This window comes from Virgibacillus salarius, assembly GCF_039521925.1.
GTDB classification, from domain to species: domain Bacteria; phylum Bacillota; class Bacilli; order Bacillales; family Amphibacillaceae; genus Virgibacillus; species Virgibacillus salarius.
This window is the reverse complement of sequence record NZ_BAAACY010000174.1, coordinates 17276-36607: the sequence shown is the minus strand read 5'-3', so window position 1 is coordinate 36607 and position 19332 is coordinate 17276. Positions and strand designations below refer to the sequence as shown.

Here is a 19332-nt window from a genome sequence, read left to right as displayed (position 1 = left end):
TCACGACTACCTACCACACACGAGCAAGCCTACTCCATGCAGGTTTCAAACGAACACTCTTCCTTCAGTAGCCCCTTATAAATTCCAGTCGTTGTATTTTAATGTACCTTATGTGACATCCCAGTTTGTATTGTTATTCCTTGTCCAATTCAACATTTTTAACTGGGGAAAAGGTAGAAATAGCGTGTTTGAAAATTAATTGCTGCTTACCGTCTGTTTCCATTAAAACTGTAAAATTATCAAACGCTTTTATGATTCCTCGCAATTGAAAACCATTTGTCAAAAATACAGTAACCGAAATATGATTTTTCCTCAGCTGATTTAAATATTGGTCTTGAATATTCACGGTTTGCGCCATAATACTTCCTCCTCATTTCTGTCTATATATAATATTTTCTACCTATCTTTTAAGAATCCTGCAAGATCATCTAAAATATTTCTAAATTTTTCATTAATTGTGTCAGAAGATAACGAATACCATGTAACATTCATTTTATTTCTAAACCATGTATATTGCCGTTTCGCATATCTTCGAGAATTTCGTTTCAATAAACAAATAGCATCTTCCAATGATTGTTCTCCGCGGAGATAAGGAATAAATTCTTTATAACCGATCGCCCGCATGGCTTGTGTATCTCCATAGCCCTGTATATATAAGCGATTAACTTCTTCTAGTAACCCTTGTTCTATCATTGAATCAACACGTTGATTAATACGGGTATACAGCGTTTCTCTTTCCATTTCCAGTCCAATTAACTTTATATCATAAGGTGAGTCTAACTCCTGTAGTTCTTGATATTCAGACATTGTAGTTCCTGTTGTTTCATAGATTTCAAGTGCACGTATCACGCGTCGATGATTATTGGGATGAATTTTGGCTGCTTGTTTTGGATCGATTTTCTTTAAACGTGCATATAAAGGGTCAATTCCCTTCGTATGTAATTCGTTTTCCAGCCTTTTCGTAACTGTTTCATCTTTTTTATGTGATGGAAAGTTATAGTTATACAATGCTGCTTGAATATATAAGCCGCTCCCACCAACTATAATTGGCAGCATACCATCCGCTGTGATCGTTTCAATATACATGTTAACATGTTTCTTAAAGTCAGCGGCTGAAAATGCTTCATCTGGATTTTTTATATCAATCATATAATGCGGAATCCCTTGCATCTCTTCCGCCGTTATTTTTGCCGTCCCAATATCCATCCCTTGATAAACCTGCATGGAGTCACCGCTGATGATTGCCCCGTGATATTCTTTTGCAATTGAAATACTTAATTTTGTTTTACCTACTGCTGTAGGTCCAACAATTGCAATAACCTTTTTTTTCATTAGTATTCCCCTAATTGTATATCTTTATTCATAAGCTATGTAAGCTTTTGACATCCAAATGTATTTTTCTAATTTGGCTTGTATTGAAATCAACAGATCCTCTGTTGGTGCATCCTCGTGATCTCTAGCCTCTATTAACCCCTCTTTGCGAATTTCAGCTATCAATTGCTGAAAATCATGAATCAACTGCTCCATCATTTCATTTTCTTTGTCGTCTGCATTCGCCTCTTCTAGCGTCGCTTCCTTCACATACTTCATCATTGTTGCTAAGGGCTTTCCTTCAATCATAAGAATTCGCTCTGCTATCTTATCTAAATCTTGCGCAACATCCTCATACATTTCTTCAAACTGTGCATGTAGTTGAAAGAAATGCCTTCCTTGAACAAACCAATGGTATCGATGTAATTTTACATATAAAACAAAATAATTAGAAAGCAATTGATTAAGAAACTGTATGAGCTTTTGATTTTCCATAATACACACACCTCTCTTATTTTTTTTAGTATGAGCGAGGTGTGGTTATCTTTATACATATTACATGACACGTTTGAACATTTTTTCTAATTCATAGGTGGAAAAATGTACGATAATAGGTCTTCCATGTGGACATGTAAACGGATCCTCCGTATTACGTAAATCCTCAAGCAAATGATACATCTCATCTTGATTTAGATAGTGATTAGCTTTTATGGAACGCTTGCACGACATTAAAATAGCAGCATCTTCCCGTATCTTTTCGACATTTACTTTTTCTTCATTCATTATTTGATCAACCATTTCACGAATAACTTCTTCTTCAAACCCATTCGGAAACCAAACTGGATGTGAACGAATAATATATGTTTGATGACCAAAAGACTCAAAAAACAGCCCTGCTTGTTTTAATTCTTCCTTATATTGTTCAATCCAAATCGACTCTTCCTTCGAAAAATCAAAGGTTAATGGTATCAGAAGCTCTTGAGATTCGTTTATCGGCTTTCCAAGCTTGCGTTTAAAAAACTCATACTTTACTCTCTCTTGCGCTGCATGCTGATCGACCATGTACAATCCATTTTCATTTTGGGCTAAGATATATGTGCCTTGTAGCTGGCCAATCGGATACATAACTGGTACACGTCGAATATGTTGAGTAGCTTCAAGCCTGTCTTCTACTTCTGGAACTGTTGGCGACTTCTCTGCACTATTCTCCGCTTTCGATGTAACCTGTTCTATTTGCAAATCAGGTTGCAAGTCTTCCGTTTCTTGTTCCGCTTCAGGAGTAGATACTTGATGAATAGGTTGCTGACCTTCGTAAATTTTTTCATTACTCCAAGCTTGCTTACGCGGCTTTTCAATTTGGTCATTAAACGATAAAGAATCCTGTACTGTTTTTTCTCGTACGATCGGCTTTTGTTGGATTTCAGGAATTAAGGTAATATCTTTAAACTTACTTTTTATCGTGTTTTCAATGGCAGTAAATAATTCTTTGTCCTTACTAAAGCGAACCTCCAATTTTGTCGGGTGTACGTTTACATCGACTAATATAGGGTCCATTTGAATGGTTAGGACAACAATTGGTGATCTGCCAATCGGCAATAACGTATGATAAGCTCTAAGAATAGCCTGATTTAACGGAATGCTTCTGATATACCTACCATTAATGATGGTGGACATATAATTTCGAGATGCCCTTGTTACTTCAGGTTTAGCTATATATCCTTCAATAGAGAAATCTAATGTTTTATGATTTACATAGAGCATTTGCTTCGCTACATTCATACCATAAACTTGGGATATTACCTGTAACAAGTCTCCTGTACCTGCTGTCTTAAACAAACCCTTTCCATTATGTGTTACTTCAAAGCGAACCTCCGGGTGGGATAATGCCAAGCGGTTAAGCAAATCCGTTATATGCCCTAACTCTGTGTGAATCGTCTTCATATATTTTAATCTAGCTGGAGTATTAAAAAATAAATCACTTACTGTTATTTCTGAACCCTTTCTCGCCGCTGTTTTCTTTTTCTCCGCTACCTTCCCACCATCTAAAACTAACAAAGTACCCGCTTCATCTCCTGTGGAAGTTTGAACGGTTAGTTTACTAACAGAAGCAATACTAGCAAGAGCCTCCCCGCGGAACCCCAATGTTTTCACGTGGAATAGATCTGTTTCATTTTTTATTTTACTCGTTGCATGACGAAGAAATGCTCTTTCACAATCGGCTTCAGTCATCCCTTCACCATTATCCGTTACTTTTATTTCTTGAAGCCCTGCCTCCATAATCTCAATTTTAATCCATGTACTGTTTGCATCAATACTGTTCTCAACCAGTTCTTTCACTACAGAAGCAGGTCGTTCCACAACTTCGCCAGCAGCTATCTTATTTGCAAGTGCCTCTGGCATTTGTATGATCTTCATGCAAACAATCCTTTCTACATTATTTTTTAATCATTTTCTGTAAGCGATATAATTCATTCATTGCATCCATCGGTGTCATGTCAAACAAATCGATTGCTTTTAATTCCTCTATAACCGGACTTTCCACTTTTGCCTTCGAACTACTGGCTTTATTTGGTGCTTCCGCTTCAGTAAATAGTGATAGCTGTCCAGTAGAATTTGTTTCTTGTGCGGAGGGCAACGAAGTAGGCTTTGCCCCTTTACCTTCTAATTCGTTTAATATTTCACTTGCCCGTTCAATTAACGGGTTTGGTAAATCTGCTAATTTAGCAACATGAATACCATAGCTTTCATCTGCGGCACCTTGTTTAATCTGATGCAGAAAGACAACATTTCCTTCGTATTCCTCAGCACGTACGTGAATATTTTTCAAATTTGCTAACGTGTTCTCTAATGCAGTCAGTTCGTGATAGTGCGTAGAAAATAGGGTTTTTGCATGAATATGGTTATGAATGTATTCGATAATCGCTTGTGCAAGTGCCATACCATCATACGTGCTTGTCCCACGACCAATTTCATCAAGTAAAATTAAACTTTTATCCGTAGCATTTGCGATTGCATGATTTGCTTCAAGCATTTCTACCATAAATGTACTTTGCCCTGCTACGAGATCATCAGCAGCGCCAATTCTAGTAAATATTTGATCAAATAATGTCAATTCAGCAGATTCACACGGTACAAAACAACCGATCTGCCCCATAATTACGGTTAATGCCAGCTGCCGCATATACGTACTCTTCCCTGACATATTCGGTCCCGTTATTAATAAGATATTATTTTCCTCATCAAGATCAATATTATTCGGAACAAACGAGCCTTCCTTCATGACCTGCTCGATCACGGGATGTCTACTTTGTCTAATCTGCAATTGGTGGTTCATTGCAAATGTAGGCCTCACATAGTTATTTGCTTCGCTTACCGTAGCAAATCCTTGAAGGACGTCAATATGACTGATGGCATCAGCCAAGCGCTGTAATTCCGGTATATATGCTTTCATCTGATCACGAATCTCTATAAATAGCTGATATTCCAGTTCTACACTTTTTTCTTCTGCTTCCAGGATTAGCTGCTCTTTTTCCTTTAATTCAGGGGTTATAAATCGTTCTGCATTTGTTAATGTTTGTTTTCTATGATATCTACCTTCAGGCAGTAAATGTAAATTTGCTTTTGTAACTTCAATATAATATCCAAATACACGATTATAACCAATTTTCAATGACTTAATATTTGTTTCCTGTTTCTCCTTTTGCTCTAATGCCGCAATCCATTGCTTGCCATTTCTAGAAGCATCCTTATACGTATCTAATTGTTGGTGATAACCATCCTTAATGATCCCTCCTTCTTTTACAGAAATCGGTGGATCATCTACTAAACTTTTATCTAATAAATCAACAATATGTGTAGGATAATAAAAGTTTTGTGCAAGCCTTTGAATCTCAGGCTGTGAAAATTGCTCCAAAAGAGCTTTAAGATGTGGTATTTTTTTCAATGATTCTCGTAATTGAATAAGATCTCTTGCGTTCACATTACCGAATGCTATTCTTCCAGCGAGTCGTTCTAAATCGTATACGGATTTCAGTATTTCTCGCAAATCATCTCTTTCCATAAATTGCTGATACAAACCATCTACGATCTCTAAACGTTCTTCAATAAGCGTTCGATTCAATAACGGCCTTTCCAGCCATTTTTTTACCATCCGAGAGCCCATTGCTGTTACTGTCTTATCCAATACCCAGAGTAAGCTACCACGCTTTTCTTTTTTCATCATTGTTTCCGTAAGCTCTAGGTTGCGCTTTGAGTACATATCCAATGAGAGATAGTTATCTAATTCAATAAGTTCTGCTTGCTGCATGTGATCAAGCGAACGCTTTTGCGTGTGTTGAATATAATTTAACAATCTGCTAAAAGCATTTAAAAGCCGTTCATCATGAAGGTTATTACATAAATCACGATATTCCGCATTAAAGGTTACTTCATCTTGATAGGATAGCGTCACCTTTAACCTTTCACGCAATTGAGTTTGTAAATCCTCATCTAATTTAGAGGAAACTACAATTTCTCGAATTGGCTGGTTATACAATTCATGTATGACTCCACTCCAATCCGTTTCAAACAGTGCAATCCGATTCTCTCCAGTTGATAGATCACTATAAACAACAACATAGCTATTTTCAAAATGAGAAAGACTAGCAATGAAATTATTTTCCTTTTCATTTAGCATGTTTTTCTCCATGACTGTTCCGGGAGTTATTAATTGAATTACTTCTCGCTTTACAACTCCTTTAGCAACTTTCGGATCTTCTACTTGTTCACATATTGCAACCTTATATCCCTTTTCTACTAGAATTTTTATGTAATTTTCTGCTGAGTGGTATGGCACGCCGCACATCGGAATTGGATCATCACTATTCGAATCTCTTTTGGTTAGTGTAATCTCTAGCTCTCTTGCCGCTAATACAGCATCGTCAAAAAACATCTCATAAAAATCACCGAGTCGAAAGAAGAGAAATGCATCTTTATGTTCTGCTTTAATTCTTAAATATTGTTCCATCATTGGTGTTTGCTTTGCCATGTTTTATCCCCCAAAAAGCACAATTATTCTTTTGTCATTATAGCATACAATAGGTTTGCGATACGATAAATCTATTTGTATTTACATTCATGCCTAATTTAGCTATTTTACAAAAAAAATTACGAGGAATATAATCCCCCGTAATTTTTTTAATCCTTCTTATCAAGAAAATCTGGCTCTACACTATCTAATTCATCATCTGTTAATTCAAAATCCCAACTATCACTGTCATCATCATCAAATTTTTCACGCTTTGGATCAACTCTTACAGCAATTTTGGTATCACCAATTACCTGCACAATAAATTCCCTTTCAATTTCCACCACAATTTTATGCCCTTTATTCGCAATATTACACTCTAAACAATTTGGTTGCTGTACGACCTTAGCAATAACATCAAAGTCATCGTTTAGGCAATGATCATCCTTTACGGAAAGAGGAATAATATCGCAATACGTTACTCTTTCTGTTATTGCTTCTGTTTTCGTATTATCATTATACGAATACCAAATATTAATGTCATAGCTACCATTAACTTCAACAGTGTCTTCTGACTTTTTCTTAGCATTGTACAGGTGGTTAATTACCCAGCACCCCAAAATACTAGAAGGTCTATGTGATGGCGAAATGGAATGTGATGCTTGCGTGAATTTGCGACCTTTTCCACATACCGCTTTCGTAATGATCTCTCTATATTCTTTATCTAGAAAAGTCATAATTACCTTTACCTCCTCTTTTTTCATAGTCATTTTATGCAAGACAAATACCTAAAGTGCATAGCTATTTATGAAAAGGAGGAAAGTTATGTAGGAATTTTACATACGAAATCAGACAGGAAATCATTTCCCTGTCTGATTGTCATTAATGACTACAGCCAGATTTGTTTTTCAATTTCGACCCTGTTTCTCCTGCCAAAATATCGCCACCAGTTGACTGAATAACATTATTCGTAACTTCTCTGGCGATGGTTCCAGTTACGAGTTGTAATACATCGTTCACGACCACTTGTGTTTCTTTGAATTCTTGAACAACTGGTATCGCATCGATTTCAGCTTGAAAGATATCGATTTGCTCTTCAACTTTCTTTAATGCTTCCTTTTTATCATAAGCCTGTAAGTTGACAGCTTGCTTCTGTAGTGCCTTTATTTTTGTAATAAGCTGCTGCACTTTCTTATTCTCATTTATTTTAGCTTCTACTTGTTTAAAGCGATCTATTTCTGCTGTATTTGCAAGCATACTTGCTAATTTTTTTGCTTCCTCAAGTACTTGTTTACGAGTATATTCTGCCATGCTATTCCACCTCAACCATTTTTTCTACCATTATACCATTTAATGACCACGTTTTCGCTTCTGTTACTTTTACTTCAACTATCTTACCAATTGCAGATTTCGGTCCTTTAAAGTTCACTAGCTTGTTTTTCTCTGTATAGCCAGCGAGAACATTTGGATCTTTCTTACTCTCACCTTCAACAAGAACCTTAACAACCCTATCTTGGTATGTTTTCATTGAAGCAGCAGATTGTTTGTTAACAAGCTCATTTAAGCGATATAAACGTTGTTTTTTCACTTCCTCAGGTACATCATCTTTTTTACGTGCTGCAGGTGTGCCCTCTCTTGGTGAATAAATAAATGTGTAGGCAGCTTCAAAGCCAACCTCTTCCACTAAACTCATCGTTTCTTCAAATTGTTCCTCTGTCTCATTTGGGAAGCCAACTATGATATCAGTTGTTAATGTAGCATTTGGCATTGCTTCTCGAATCTTACGAACAAGCTCCAAGTAAGATTCTCTTGTGTATTTTCGATTCATTTTTTTCAATATTTCACTGCTTCCTGATTGAACAGGCAGATGAATATGATCAAGCAGATTTCCACCTTGAGCAAGTACTTCGATTAATCGATCATCAAAATCTCTAGGGTGTGATGTCGTAAATCGAACTCTCGGTATGTCAATACGATGAAGATCATCCATTAAGTCTCCAAGCCCATAAGTAATATCATCAAAATCCTTTCCATAGGCATTTACATTTTGACCTAATAACGTAACTTCTTGATATCCTTGAGCAGCCAAATGACGAACCTCTTGAATAATATCCTCAGGCCTTCGACTTCGCTCCTTTCCGCGTGTCATTGGAACAATACAATACGTACAAAACTTGTCACAGCCATACATAATGTTAACCCACGCTTTAATTTTACCTTTTCTGGCCTTCGGAAGATTTTCAATAACATCTCCTTCTTTAGACCATACTTCTACAATCTTTTCTTTGCCAAACATGGCTTCTTTCACAAGGTGTGGTAGGCGATGAATATTATGCGTACCAAATATTAAGTCTACGTGCTGGTGTTTCTTTAAAATTCGGTTTACCACTGACTCCTCTTGAGACATACAACCACATACTCCAAGTATGAGATCTGGCTTTTCTAATTTTAATGGCTTCAAATGACCGATTTCACCGAACACTTTGTTTTCTGCATTTTCTCTTATTGCGCAAGTGTTAAGAAGTATAATATCCGCTTTATTTGTATCCGAAGTGGATTCATACCCCATTTCCGTTAAAATTCCAGCCATCACTTCTGTATCATGTTCATTCATTTGACAACCGTATGTACGTATTAAAAACTTCTTTCCTTCACCAATTTTCTCCATGTCTTCTGGGATAGCAAAATCATAATGAACATTAATCTTGTCCCGGCCACGTTTTCGTGCCTTATTTAGGTTAGGTGGTTCATAGGTAGTTTCAAAGTATTTTGCAAAATCAGCACTTGTTTTTTCACTTAACGGTTTATCCTGTCCGGATTTTCTGTCCGCGGCATCCAGCTGTTTAATTTGCGCTTGTTGTTTACGCTGTTCTTCGTTCATCTTTATGCTCCTCTCTATCATTCAATCATCGCAAATAAGTCCAATTATTATAGTATAATGCTTCGCACTTATTTTAACAATATCTATCCGTTTCCCGCCACTAAAAACTTCTTTCTGACAGTGAAAGATTACGAAATATGTCACTCTTTTATAGCATAGTCAAAACAAATAAAATGAAACTTCAATCAGTGGAGGTGATTTGTTCATCACTTAGTACCACAGGGGTATGACCTTAAGGACTTTGAACCAATCGGACATTTACTGGCAAACGGTCCCCCACTTACATAATGGTTTCACTTTATTCTTTGAAGTAGGATATTACTGCCAGTTATATATGAGCTAAATATGAAATCACATGAATCAAATTTCATCATGCCAAGCAGAAATGATCTGCTTGCTATTAATGGGACACAGTTGGTACCCTTCTCTCGTTCTATCTAATCTTCTTGAAAGAAAAAGTAAAACAGAACAAAAGTGAAAGCACCCGATTAGAAGCGTAGCGGCTGGAGCGAGCCGACGGAGATAAAAGAATCACGATTGAATTTGCAAGTCGATGATGACTTAGATTAGGACGATTCGTGAAGTAGCCTCGTTTCTGGGCGCTGGAGCTCAACATTCTCATAGTTATCCACATGGGCAAACTTTATAATTTCCTATAATTTTCTAGACAATAAAAAAGTGCTACGCTTTACGTAACACTCTAATCTTCGTAATTCAGCTTATCATGCTAACGAGGTTCTACGATTAATTTAATTGCTGTACGTTCTTCATCATCAATTAAAATATCAGTAAATGCCGGAATACAGATGAGGTCAACTCCACTTGGTGCAACAAATCCTCTAGCAATTGCTACTGCCTTTACAGCTTGATTTAATGCACCAGCGCCTATCGCTTGAATTTCTGCTGAGCCGCGTTCTCTTAAAACATTCGCAAGTGCACCTGCTACTGAATTGGGATTTGATTTTGCTGACACCTTTAATACTTCCATTACTAGTACCTCCTTCATTAACTATTATAGTTCTATTGCTACTATATTCCTGGAGATGTTAGCTTATTACCCTATTATGCATTAATAATTCGAAACATTCAAATAATCAATAAATAAACGGATGATCATCATTTATTAGAATGCGCTCCACCTTTGTTGCTTTCCCACTTTTATCATCAATCGTAACGAAAAAACCATTTAACTGACTTCTTCCCTTTTTTGTAATTTCAAAACGTACAGGCATGGAAGTTAAAAACCGTTGGATCACCGCTTCTTTCTCTACGCCTAATATTCCATCATACGGGCCCGTCATCCCTACATCGGATATATATGCAGTACCACCAGGCAATATGCGTTCATCAGCGGTTTGTGTATGCGTATGAGTACCAACGACTGCACTAGCACGACCGTCTACATACCATCCTAATGCCTGTTTTTCACTAGTTGCTTCGCCATGAAAATCTATAAAAATTATATTTGTTCGTTTTTTAGCTTCCTCTATTAATTGATCTGCTTTAGTAAACGGATCATCACTAGGTGGAAGGAATGTCCTTCCTTGTAAATTCATAACAGCGACTTCAATTCCATTAATATTTACATAAATAATTCCTTTTCCAGGATTATTTTCCGGAAAGTTTGCTGGACGGATCATATTCTTAGCATCGTCTATAAAATCATATATTTCCCGCTTATCCCATGTATGGTTTCCCATTGTAACAACTTGGGCTCCCCACTCCAGAAATTGTTTATAAATTTTTTCAGTTATTCCTTTACCTGATGCAGCATTTTCCCCATTAACAATAGTAAGATTTGGTCGATATTTCTCTTTTAACTTAGGCAAATATTCCTGTACCATATTTCTACCTGGAGAGCCAACGATATCTCCAATAAATAAAATTTTCATTAATCTTATCATCCTATCCTTTTGATTACTTTAAGTCTTTCATACCGTGTTTATCTTGTCAAAATTTCTAGTCATTATGTAAGGAAAAATATGCAGTCATCCTTAAAATACGCAAAATAAAAAGCGGTCTATGACCACTTTTTATTTTGCATATTCAACAGCTCTCGTTTCCCTGATTACCGTTACTTTAATATGACCTGGGTAATCAAGTTCTCCTTCAATTCGCTTGCGGATGTCCCGTGCGATTCGAACGGATTCTACATCATCGATTTCATCAGGCTTTACCATAATGCGAATTTCTCTTCCCGCCTGAATAGCAAATGATTTTTCCACTCCAGTGAACGATTCAGAAATCTCTTCTAATTTCTCTAATCGCTTAATATAATTTTCCAACGTTTCACTTCTAGCACCAGGTCTTGCTGCAGATAGCGCGTCCGCTGCAGCAACCAATACTGAGATAATGGAAGTAGGCTCTTCATCGCCATGGTGAGAAGCTATCGAATTAATGACAACCTCATGTTCCTTATATTTCATTGCAAGTTCTTTACCAATTTCGACGTGACTTCCTTCCACTTCATGATCTATTGCTTTACCAATATCATGGAGTAGTCCCGCTCTTCTTGCCAATGTTTCATCTTCACCTAGTTCAGCAGCAAGCAATCCAGAAAGGTATGCAACCTCAGTTGAATGCTTCAATACATTTTGTCCATAGCTTGTACGATATTTTAATCTACCAAGAATCTTTATTAAGTCTGGATGTAAGCCATGCACACCTACTTCAAACGTTGTTTCTTCACCAATCTCACGTATATATTCATCTACGTCGCGTCTCGCCTTATCTACCATTTCCTCTATTCGTGCTGGATGGATTCTTCCATCTTGTACGAGTTTTTCTAAAGCGAGGCGAGCTGTTTCTCTTCTAATCGGATCAAATCCAGATAAAATTACTGCTTCTGGAGTATCATCAATAATTAAATCAATACCTGTCAGCGTTTCTAGCGTACGAATATTCCGCCCTTCACGACCAATAATTCGTCCTTTCATTTCATCATTAGGAAGGTTAACAACTGAGACGGTTGTTTCAGCAACGTGGTCAGCAGCACAGCGTTGTAAAGCTAACGATAGGATGCTTTTGGCTTTTTTATCTGCTTCTTCTTTTGCGCGATTCTCAGCCTCTTTTATTAATAATGCTGATTCATGCGCAACTTCTTGTTCGATTCTTTCAAGAATAATTTGTCTAGCCTGGTCTGTTGTATATCCTGAAATGCGTTCAAGCTCGGTTTGCTGCTCTTGTAATGTAGCTTCCACTTTGCTTTCCATTTCTTCAATTTGTTGTTGTTTTTCTGTTAACGACTGTTCTTTCCTCTCTAACATAAGCTCACGCTTGTCTAGTGTTTCACTTTTTCTGTCCAGATTTTCTTCTTTTTGCATCAGACGATTTTCTTGCTTTTGTACTTCGTTACGTCGTTCACGAAGTTCATCTTCGGTCTGTTGGCGAAGTTTATGATTTTCATCCTTCGCTTCAAGAAGCGCCTCTTTTTTGGAGGCATCTGCATTCCGATGTGCCTCATCAACGATTTGTTTAGCTAATGTTTCAGCACTAGAAATTTTAGCTTCAGCAATAGATTTACGAATCAGATAACCAACAACAATACCGACGATTAGGATTCCAAGCAAAATGGAGATGAGTAAAAGACTGTCCATGATTTCACCTCCTATTGCTATAAAGTTGTACAATTAAATTATTGTCGGCATGTAGCATTTTCAATGCGATAAACAATAAAATATATCATTGAAATGATAAATCTATACAGTATTAATTTTAATTGTGTAGAATGCGAATGTCAAGGAAACGTCACAAGTTGTCGCGATTACTTGTGTAAATAATGGAAATATACTTACTTTAGTTAAGAGATAGTAATATTTTTGTTAATAAGTGCTTTAGACAAACATAACTTCTCACTCAAAATACAAACAATTATTTTATCACTATGGGAATATAATCATCGCAACCTGAAATATATCCGTTTCCGCGGGAGTCTCGCTTATTTTAGGTGCTAAATTATTAATTCTAATCAAAAAAACGAACTATAATCAACTTTAACTAATTATAGCTCGTTTTGATTGTTTCTTATTTACTTTTATCCCAGACTTTTTAATTATTGACTAGACATCTAAACTTTCCTGACCGGCTTCTTCTACTTCTTCCTTTGGCTGATCATCAAGATTATAATGACTGCGAATAGCCTCATGAATTTCCGTCATCACATTCGTATTTTCTTTTAGGAACTGCTTCGCATTCTCTCGACCTTGACCAAGTCTTTCTTCATTATAAGAATACCAAGCACCGCTCTTAAGGACAATATCCAAATCTGATCCAATATCCAATATTTCTCCTTCTTTGGATATACCTTCTCCATACATAATATCTACTTCGGCTTGTTTAAATGGCGGTGCTACTTTATTTTTCACTACCTTAATTCTTGCCTTATTTCCTACCATATCATTGCCTTGTTTTAATGACTCTGCACGACGTACTTCTAATCTAACAGAGGAGTAGAATTTAAGTGCTCTTCCACCAGGTGTTGTTTCAGGATTACCAAACATGACGCCGACCTTTTCACGGATTTGGTTAATAAAAATGGCTGTTGTTTTTGATTTATTAATTGCACCAGAAAGCTTCCTTAAAGCCTGTGACATTAAACGAGCCTGAAGACCAACATGAGAGTCTCCCATTTCACCTTCTATTTCGGCTTTAGGAACTAACGCTGCAACAGAATCGACTACAATAATATCAACGGCACCACTACGAACTAACGCTTCGGCGATTTCTAATGCTTGCTCTCCTGTATCAGGCTGTGAAAGGAGTAATTCTTCAATATTCACTCCTAAAGCACGGGCATAAGTAGGGTCTAATGCGTGTTCTGCATCGATAAACGCAGCTTGTCCACCTTGACGCTGTGCTTCGGCAATAGCATGCAAAGCTACAGTTGTTTTACCAGAGGATTCTGGACCATAAATTTCAACTACTCTCCCTCTCGGATAACCTCCAATACCTAAGGCAACATCTAATGCTAGTGAACCACTCGGTATGGTAGCAATTTTTTGTTCAGCTTGTTCTCCAAGTTTCATAATGGAACCTTTACCGAATTGTTTCTCTATTTGTCTTAACGCCATATCTAAAGCTTGTTTTCTATCACTCAAAGCGTCGTCCTCCTTTAATAATCTACTTACATCATACATGGTTTTCGACCTTTTGCCAAGCAAAAAACGAATAAATGTTCCCTTTTTTAGAGGGGAATAACAAAAGGAAAAAGAATTATAGAATAGATTTCCGCGTAACTATGTAATTATCCATTCAATTATTCTGCTAACTTTATCATTTTAAATGATTGTACAAAAGCTCTAAACCTTTCTGAACAGTTCTTCTTCTTATCGTATCTCGATCTCCTTGAAATTGACATTTCTCTCTTATCGTATGTCCAGCTTGATCATATATAGCAATATATACTGTACCAACAGACTTTCCTTCTGTTTCTGAAGGTCCAGCAACTCCAGTAAACCCAATACCGATGGATGCATTGAGTTTCGTTGCTGCGTTTTTTGCCATTGCTAAAGCACATTCCTTACTAATAGCACCATATTCCTCAATCACCTGAGGTGGTACGCCTAAAACATTTTGTTTTACCTCGTTATTATATGAAACAATGCCTCCACGAAACACGTCAGAAACACCAGGAACAGATGAAAGCTTTCCGGAGAATAGTCCTCCTGTTAGACTTTCAGCAGTTGCTAGTTGTTTGCTATCTTTCCTTAGCAGTTCTACAATTTCCCCTTCTAGCGTGGCTTGATTGACTCCATAAAAATAGTGACCTACTAAATTTAAAATTTTTGATTTGGTTTTATCTAGTAATTCATCTACTTGTTGCTCTGATTCTCCATTAGCTGTTAACCGAATCACGATCCCATCATCCTGGGCTAACGGTGCAATAGTCGGATTTGTCTGGGCTTGAATCATGTCCCGCAGTTCATGTTCTAGCTTGGACTCACCTATTCCTATAAATTTTAATACGACAGATTTTATGATTTCATGCTGACTAACCATTTGCTGAATCGTTGGGAATACATGCTCGATAGCAAGTGATTTCATTTCCCTGGGAACACCAGGTAAAAATATCCATTTCCGACCTTCAAATGTTACCATCATCCCTGGAGCCATCCCTACACTGTTTTTCCAAACATCTGCTGTTTCAAAAACACGAGCCTGCTTTCGATTATTCGGGGTCATCTCAACGTCTTGCTTATGAAAATATGCTTGTATTTTATCCATGGAAGGCTTGTGTTCCACCATCGATAAATTCGATAATGCTTGAAAAGCCTCTCTTGTTAAGTCATCTTCTGTTGGCCCTAACCCACCAGTTACTAAAATAATATCGGATCGCAGATGTGCTTGTCTAAATGCCTCTTCGACGCGGCGTAGGTTATCACCGACGACAACATGGTTATATATGTTAACTCCATACTGAGCAAGTTGCTGCGATAGCCATTGCGCATTCGTATTTGCAATCTGACCGAGCAGTAATTCTGTTCCTACAGCAATAATCTCAGCTTTCACTTTTTTGGTCATTTTGAATCCCTCATTACATGCCAGTTTTTCATGAAATAATCAACCCCAGATAAAATAGTAAAGAACAGGCTAATATACAGCATCCATTGTCCAAATGGAAATCCTATATAGGCAAACGGAAAATTATGCAGTAGTAATACTGCTATAGCAATCATCTGCGTTGCCGTTTTCAATTTACCCATACTCCCAGCTGCTAAAACAATTCCTTCACCAGCAGCAACAAGTCTAAGACCTGTGACTGCAAATTCTCTACTGATAATAATGATAACTACCCATGCTGGAGCTACCCCCATTTCTACCAGTATGATTAATGCTGCTGAAACAAGTAACTTATCTGCAAGCGGATCTAAAAACTTACCTAAATTTGTTACCAAATTGTATTTTCTTGCATAGTGGCCGTCAATCCAATCAGTAGCGGCGGCGACAATAAATAATAATCCAGCAACAAAATGAGTCAGAGGTAATTGAGCTTCACCAATGTCCCACGATCCCCAATCAAATGGCACACTCATTAAAATAATAAAAACTGGTATTAAAAGTATTCGAGATAACGTTATTTTATTTGGTACATTCATTTATACATCCTCCTCGTGTAAGCATCTATAAATTAAAACCCTTCCCAACAAGTTGAAAGGAAGGGCTTATCAGTTATTCAGCTTCTTGATTTAATTCTATCCATATATTTTGTCTTACGGTTTGTGGGTCAACTGGATATTCCATTTCCACTCCATTAATGGTAATCGTAAGTACAGATGCATTACCGATTTTGAAGAACACACGATCTTTCCCTGTAAGCTTCAGTTCTAAAGGTGATTTTTCCTCATTAAACATAGCCTCTTCAAAGAACGTTTCCCCATCTTCCGTTTTAACACCAAGCCATGTATCCCCTTCAGCTTCAAGAGTTGCCTCCACTTCCTCACCAGAATAATTGAAGGCAACAATCGATTCCGGAGTACTTCCTTCACCTTTCTCTATGACAGAAAAAGCTGCTTCTGATTCATCATTTTTATCGTTCTGAGCTTCATCACTTTCATCAGTTTTATTTTCTTCATCACTCTTTGTATCTTCTTCTGCTGGTTGTTTTGAACGTTTATCATCATTAATCACAACACTATCGTCTTCTTTCACTTCTTCATTATTAGCATTTCCCGACATATTTTGATTAATAAAGATCAAGGCAACTACGATAATACCAATAATTAGTAACACGACGATGATCGTAGGGAAGATCGAAAAGCTTGAAGGAGTCTTTTCGGCATTCGTCTCCTTACGAGTCCGTTGAATCCTACTTAGCTGCTCTCCATCAGGTTCTTCCGTTTTCGGTACTTCTTCTTTAAATTCTTCCATCAATTCATCCGGATCAAGTCCTACTGCATTTGCATATTCCTTAATAAATGCTCTTGCATAGAATTTTCCTGGTAGAATATGTAAATTACCTTCTTCTATGGCAAGTAAATACCTTTTTTGAATCTTTGTTGTTTCCTGCAAACTTTCTAATGAGAGGTTCTTTGCCTCCCTTGCTTCCTTTAGCCTTGCTCCAATTTCCATTTCAAACACCATCCATTTTAAAAATCGAACGTAGAGAATCCATCTTCTTGACTAAATTGTTGTCTTTCAATAGGTTCATACGTAATTTCTTCATTCTCATAACTTCTTAGTTCAATAATGTAATCAAAGTCATCCATTTTATACTCTGTTGATTGTACAAATATATCCGGATGTTCAACTACCTTTATAGCAGGTAGCTGCATAACCTCTCGAATTAGCTGCCAGTGCTTTTCATTAGCACGTCTTGTCGAAACCATTCCATCAATGATATAAATGTTATCTGGGTTGTATTCTCCCTCGATTAATTGACTACGAACTGTCTGCTTCAATAACGTACTGGATACAAACAGCCATCGCTTATTTGCACAAACACTAGCTGCTACAACTGACTCCGTCTTGCCAACTCTTGGCATTCCGCGAATCCCAATTAATTTATGACCTTCTTTTTTATATAACTCCGCCATAAAATCAACCAATAGCCCTAGGTCATCACGGACAAATCGAATGGTCTTACGATCGTCAACATCTCTATGTATATATCTTCCATGTCGCACTGCCATTTTATCTCTGAGTTTAGGCTTTCGAAGTTTAGTAACGTTGATCATGTCCATTGTTTCTAAAATTGATTTTAGGCGTGTTATATTTTCATCAAATTGCGACAATAATAGCATACCTCTACGTGCATTTTCCACACCATTAATTGTAATAATATTTATGGATAACATACCTAATAACGACGAAATATCACCAAGTAAACCAGGTCGGTTAATTTGAATTTCATATTCAAGATACCATTCTGTCTTCTCCATAAAAAGCTCCTTTAAGTGACAACTTTTTTACAGACCTTCTTCAATTTAATTTTAACGATATAACTATATAATAAAGGATTTTACTCCAAGTGAAAAGAGATTATCATAAGAAATAAAAAAAAGAAGCTGTTTATTTAAAAATAAACAACTTCGTAAATGAATACAAAATAGTCCCTATTTTGTATTGCCTTGATTTTGCACAAATTTCACCATTGTATTTGCAATAGCTTGTTGCTCATCCTCTGAAGCGGCATTCCATAAATCACGTAAAATTGCCTCTTCATTATTCTTTGCGTCGACATTTTGTGCAAGATAGTCGCCGACCTCTTGTGCCATATTTTGTATCGTTTGTTCACTCATCCCTTGCTCTTGTGCTTGATTAAGCTTATTTGCAAGGAAACTTTTCCACGAATCAAAGTTATCAAGAACTGACATACTTTCTCCTCCTTCAATATTTTTACATGCATAGTATTTGAATTATTTCCTTGTTTATACATGCATGAAGGAACAAAAGTGAACATATCAAAACTGTTGGCTAGATTACCAGCCACCGGTAACATTGATTATTTCTCCTTGAATATAGCTACTATTCCCGGAAAGTAAAAAACTAGTCATATGTGCAATTTCTTCTGGCTTCCCAGCTCGATTTAGCGGAATATCAGCTATAATTTCTGCTTTCTCTTCATCTAAAAGATGTTGGTTCATTTTGGTTTCGATATAGCCCGGACTAATTGCATTTACCGAAACGCCCGACGGTCCCACTTCTTTAGCTAAGGCCTTTACAAAGCTATTTTGTGCACCTTTTACAGATGAATAAATGACTTCATTACTGGCACCTTGTTCACCCCAAATAGATGTAATAAAAATAACTTGCCCGCCTGTATGAATCATGGACGGTAATAATTCTTTTACGATCATCCAAGGCGATTTTATGTGAAGCTGGAGCATCTCATCCATTACATCTTCGGGTGTATCTTGAAACAAACCAAAGTGTGCTTTGCCACTTGCAAAAACAACTGCATCAATAGGGAAAACGAGCTGCTTAACAAAGGCCTTGCAAGCAGTTGCATTACTTAAATCTGCTTGTAGCATAGAAAGAATTTTTTCCGGTTCGATACTTTTACGGAAAGCTTCAAGTGCCTGTTTGTTATGATTGTAATGAAGAATAAGCTGATAATTTTGCTCTGCCAATTGTTTAGCAATTGCCACACCAATATCGCCACTCGCACCAACAATTAAAACATTCTTCCCCATTGTAT

18 protein-coding genes are annotated in these 19332 nt (G+C 36.9%); all 18 read right to left on the bottom strand.

Annotated elements, in window-relative coordinates:
* Positions 1 to 133: 133 nt before the first annotated feature.
* On the bottom strand, positions 134 to 358 hold the full coding sequence (hfq, locus tag ABDZ84_RS21160; RefSeq protein ID WP_026680973.1) for an RNA chaperone Hfq: 225 nt from the start codon (positions 356 to 358) through the stop codon (positions 134 to 136).
* A 38-nt stretch (positions 359 to 396) separates the two neighbouring features.
* Entirely contained in the window at positions 397 to 1332 is a 936-nt protein-coding gene (gene miaA / locus ABDZ84_RS21155) for a tRNA (adenosine(37)-N6)-dimethylallyltransferase MiaA (protein WP_026680972.1), read from the bottom strand.
* 24 nt (positions 1333 to 1356) lie between these two features.
* Positions 1357 to 1806 (bottom strand): Dps family protein, encoded by a 450-nt coding sequence (locus ABDZ84_RS21150; protein WP_026680971.1) that lies wholly within the window; start codon positions 1804 to 1806, stop codon positions 1357 to 1359.
* A gap of 60 nt (positions 1807 to 1866) precedes the next feature.
* Positions 1867 to 3726: a DNA mismatch repair endonuclease MutL gene (gene mutL / locus ABDZ84_RS21145; RefSeq protein WP_026680970.1), complete on the bottom strand. Its 1860-nt coding sequence runs from the start codon at positions 3724 to 3726 to the stop codon at positions 1867 to 1869.
* 19 nt (positions 3727 to 3745) lie between these two features.
* A complete protein-coding gene (gene mutS, locus ABDZ84_RS21140) occupies positions 3746 to 6337 on the bottom strand; it encodes a DNA mismatch repair protein MutS (RefSeq protein ID WP_026680969.1) in 2592 nt (863 codons plus the stop codon).
* 149 nt (positions 6338 to 6486) lie between these two features.
* On the bottom strand, positions 6487 to 7053 hold the full coding sequence (locus tag ABDZ84_RS21135) for an outer spore coat protein CotE (protein WP_026680968.1): 567 nt from the start codon (positions 7051 to 7053) through the stop codon (positions 6487 to 6489).
* A 145-nt stretch (positions 7054 to 7198) separates the two neighbouring features.
* Positions 7199 to 7627 (bottom strand): YlbF/YmcA family competence regulator, encoded by a 429-nt coding sequence (locus tag ABDZ84_RS21130; RefSeq protein ID WP_026680967.1) that lies wholly within the window; start codon positions 7625 to 7627, stop codon positions 7199 to 7201.
* A gap of 1 nt (position 7628) precedes the next feature.
* A complete protein-coding gene (miaB, locus tag ABDZ84_RS21125; RefSeq protein ID WP_281949071.1) occupies positions 7629 to 9197 on the bottom strand; it encodes a tRNA (N6-isopentenyl adenosine(37)-C2)-methylthiotransferase MiaB in 1569 nt (522 codons plus the stop codon).
* Between the two features lie 727 nt (positions 9198 to 9924).
* Positions 9925 to 10185, bottom strand: coding sequence for a stage V sporulation protein S (locus ABDZ84_RS21120; RefSeq protein ID WP_021291504.1), 261 nt, complete (start codon positions 10183 to 10185; stop codon positions 9925 to 9927).
* A 106-nt stretch (positions 10186 to 10291) separates the two neighbouring features.
* Positions 10292 to 11089, bottom strand: coding sequence for a TIGR00282 family metallophosphoesterase (locus ABDZ84_RS21115; protein WP_121605202.1), 798 nt, complete (start codon positions 11087 to 11089; stop codon positions 10292 to 10294).
* Positions 11090 to 11230: 141 nt separating this feature from the next.
* Complete coding sequence (rny, locus tag ABDZ84_RS21110) at positions 11231 to 12793, bottom strand: ribonuclease Y (RefSeq protein WP_026680965.1); 1563 nt, start codon at positions 12791 to 12793, stop codon at positions 11231 to 11233.
* A 462-nt stretch (positions 12794 to 13255) separates the two neighbouring features.
* Positions 13256 to 14293 (bottom strand): recombinase RecA, encoded by a 1038-nt coding sequence (recA, locus tag ABDZ84_RS21105; protein WP_121605203.1) that lies wholly within the window; start codon positions 14291 to 14293, stop codon positions 13256 to 13258.
* A gap of 175 nt (positions 14294 to 14468) precedes the next feature.
* Entirely contained in the window at positions 14469 to 15716 is a 1248-nt protein-coding gene (locus ABDZ84_RS21100) for a competence/damage-inducible protein A (RefSeq protein ID WP_121605204.1), read from the bottom strand.
* Positions 15713 to 16291 carry a CDP-diacylglycerol--glycerol-3-phosphate 3-phosphatidyltransferase gene (pgsA, locus tag ABDZ84_RS21095; RefSeq protein ID WP_026680962.1) on the bottom strand — a complete coding sequence of 193 codons (579 nt, stop codon included), beginning with the start codon at positions 16289 to 16291 and terminating at the stop codon, positions 15713 to 15715. Before pgsA ends, ABDZ84_RS21100 begins: the two co-directional genes overlap by 4 nt.
* A 73-nt stretch (positions 16292 to 16364) precedes the next feature.
* Positions 16365 to 17264: a helix-turn-helix domain-containing protein gene (locus ABDZ84_RS21090; RefSeq protein WP_121605205.1), complete on the bottom strand. Its 900-nt coding sequence runs from the start codon at positions 17262 to 17264 to the stop codon at positions 16365 to 16367.
* A gap of 17 nt (positions 17265 to 17281) precedes the next feature.
* A complete protein-coding gene (locus tag ABDZ84_RS21085; protein WP_026680960.1) occupies positions 17282 to 18073 on the bottom strand; it encodes a YmfK family protein in 792 nt (263 codons plus the stop codon).
* 174 nt (positions 18074 to 18247) lie between these two features.
* Positions 18248 to 18508: a DUF3243 domain-containing protein gene (locus tag ABDZ84_RS21080; protein WP_026680959.1), complete on the bottom strand. Its 261-nt coding sequence runs from the start codon at positions 18506 to 18508 to the stop codon at positions 18248 to 18250.
* A gap of 105 nt (positions 18509 to 18613) precedes the next feature.
* Positions 18614 to 19327, bottom strand: coding sequence for an elongation factor P 5-aminopentanone reductase (gene ymfI / locus ABDZ84_RS21075; RefSeq protein WP_121605207.1), 714 nt, complete (start codon positions 19325 to 19327; stop codon positions 18614 to 18616).
* Positions 19328 to 19332 lie beyond the last annotated feature (5 nt).

Bases quoted from the DNA above. Each gene is read 5' to 3' on its own strand.
- mutS (WP_026680969.1), bottom strand. From the start codon at position 6,337: ATGGCAAAGCAAACACCAATGATGGAACAATATTTAAGAATTAAAGCA.
- ABDZ84_RS21090 (WP_121605205.1), bottom strand. From the start codon at position 17,264: ATGGAAATTGGAGCAAGGCTAAAGGAAGCAAGGGAGGCAAAGAACCTC.
- ABDZ84_RS21085 (WP_026680960.1), bottom strand. From the start codon at position 18,073: ATGGAGAAGACAGAATGGTATCTTGAATATGAAATTCAAATTAACCGA.
- mutL (WP_026680970.1), bottom strand. From the start codon at position 3,726: ATGAAGATCATACAAATGCCAGAGGCACTTGCAAATAAGATAGCTGCT.
- ABDZ84_RS21115 (WP_121605202.1), bottom strand. From the start codon at position 11,089: ATGAAAATTTTATTTATTGGAGATATCGTTGGCTCTCCAGGTAGAAAT.
- ABDZ84_RS21135 (WP_026680968.1), bottom strand. From the start codon at position 7,053: ATGACTTTTCTAGATAAAGAATATAGAGAGATCATTACGAAAGCGGTA.
- ABDZ84_RS21080 (WP_026680959.1), bottom strand. From the start codon at position 18,508: ATGTCAGTTCTTGATAACTTTGATTCGTGGAAAAGTTTCCTTGCAAAT.
- miaA (WP_026680972.1), bottom strand. From the start codon at position 1,332: ATGAAAAAAAAGGTTATTGCAATTGTTGGACCTACAGCAGTAGGTAAA.
- pgsA (WP_026680962.1), bottom strand. From the start codon at position 16,291: ATGAATGTACCAAATAAAATAACGTTATCTCGAATACTTTTAATACCA.
- hfq (WP_026680973.1), bottom strand. From the start codon at position 358: ATGGCGCAAACCGTGAATATTCAAGACCAATATTTAAATCAGCTGAGG.
- ABDZ84_RS21120 (WP_021291504.1), bottom strand. From the start codon at position 10,185: ATGGAAGTATTAAAGGTGTCAGCAAAATCAAATCCCAATTCAGTAGCA.
- ABDZ84_RS21100 (WP_121605204.1), bottom strand. From the start codon at position 15,716: ATGACCAAAAAAGTGAAAGCTGAGATTATTGCTGTAGGAACAGAATTA.
- ABDZ84_RS21150 (WP_026680971.1), bottom strand. From the start codon at position 1,806: ATGGAAAATCAAAAGCTCATACAGTTTCTTAATCAATTGCTTTCTAAT.
- miaB (WP_281949071.1), bottom strand. From the start codon at position 9,197: ATGAACGAAGAACAGCGTAAACAACAAGCGCAAATTAAACAGCTGGAT.
- ymfI (WP_121605207.1), bottom strand. From the start codon at position 19,327: ATGGGGAAGAATGTTTTAATTGTTGGTGCGAGTGGCGATATTGGTGTG.
- ABDZ84_RS21130 (WP_026680967.1), bottom strand. From the start codon at position 7,627: ATGGCAGAATATACTCGTAAACAAGTACTTGAGGAAGCAAAAAAATTA.
- rny (WP_026680965.1), bottom strand. From the start codon at position 12,793: ATGGACAGTCTTTTACTCATCTCCATTTTGCTTGGAATCCTAATCGTC.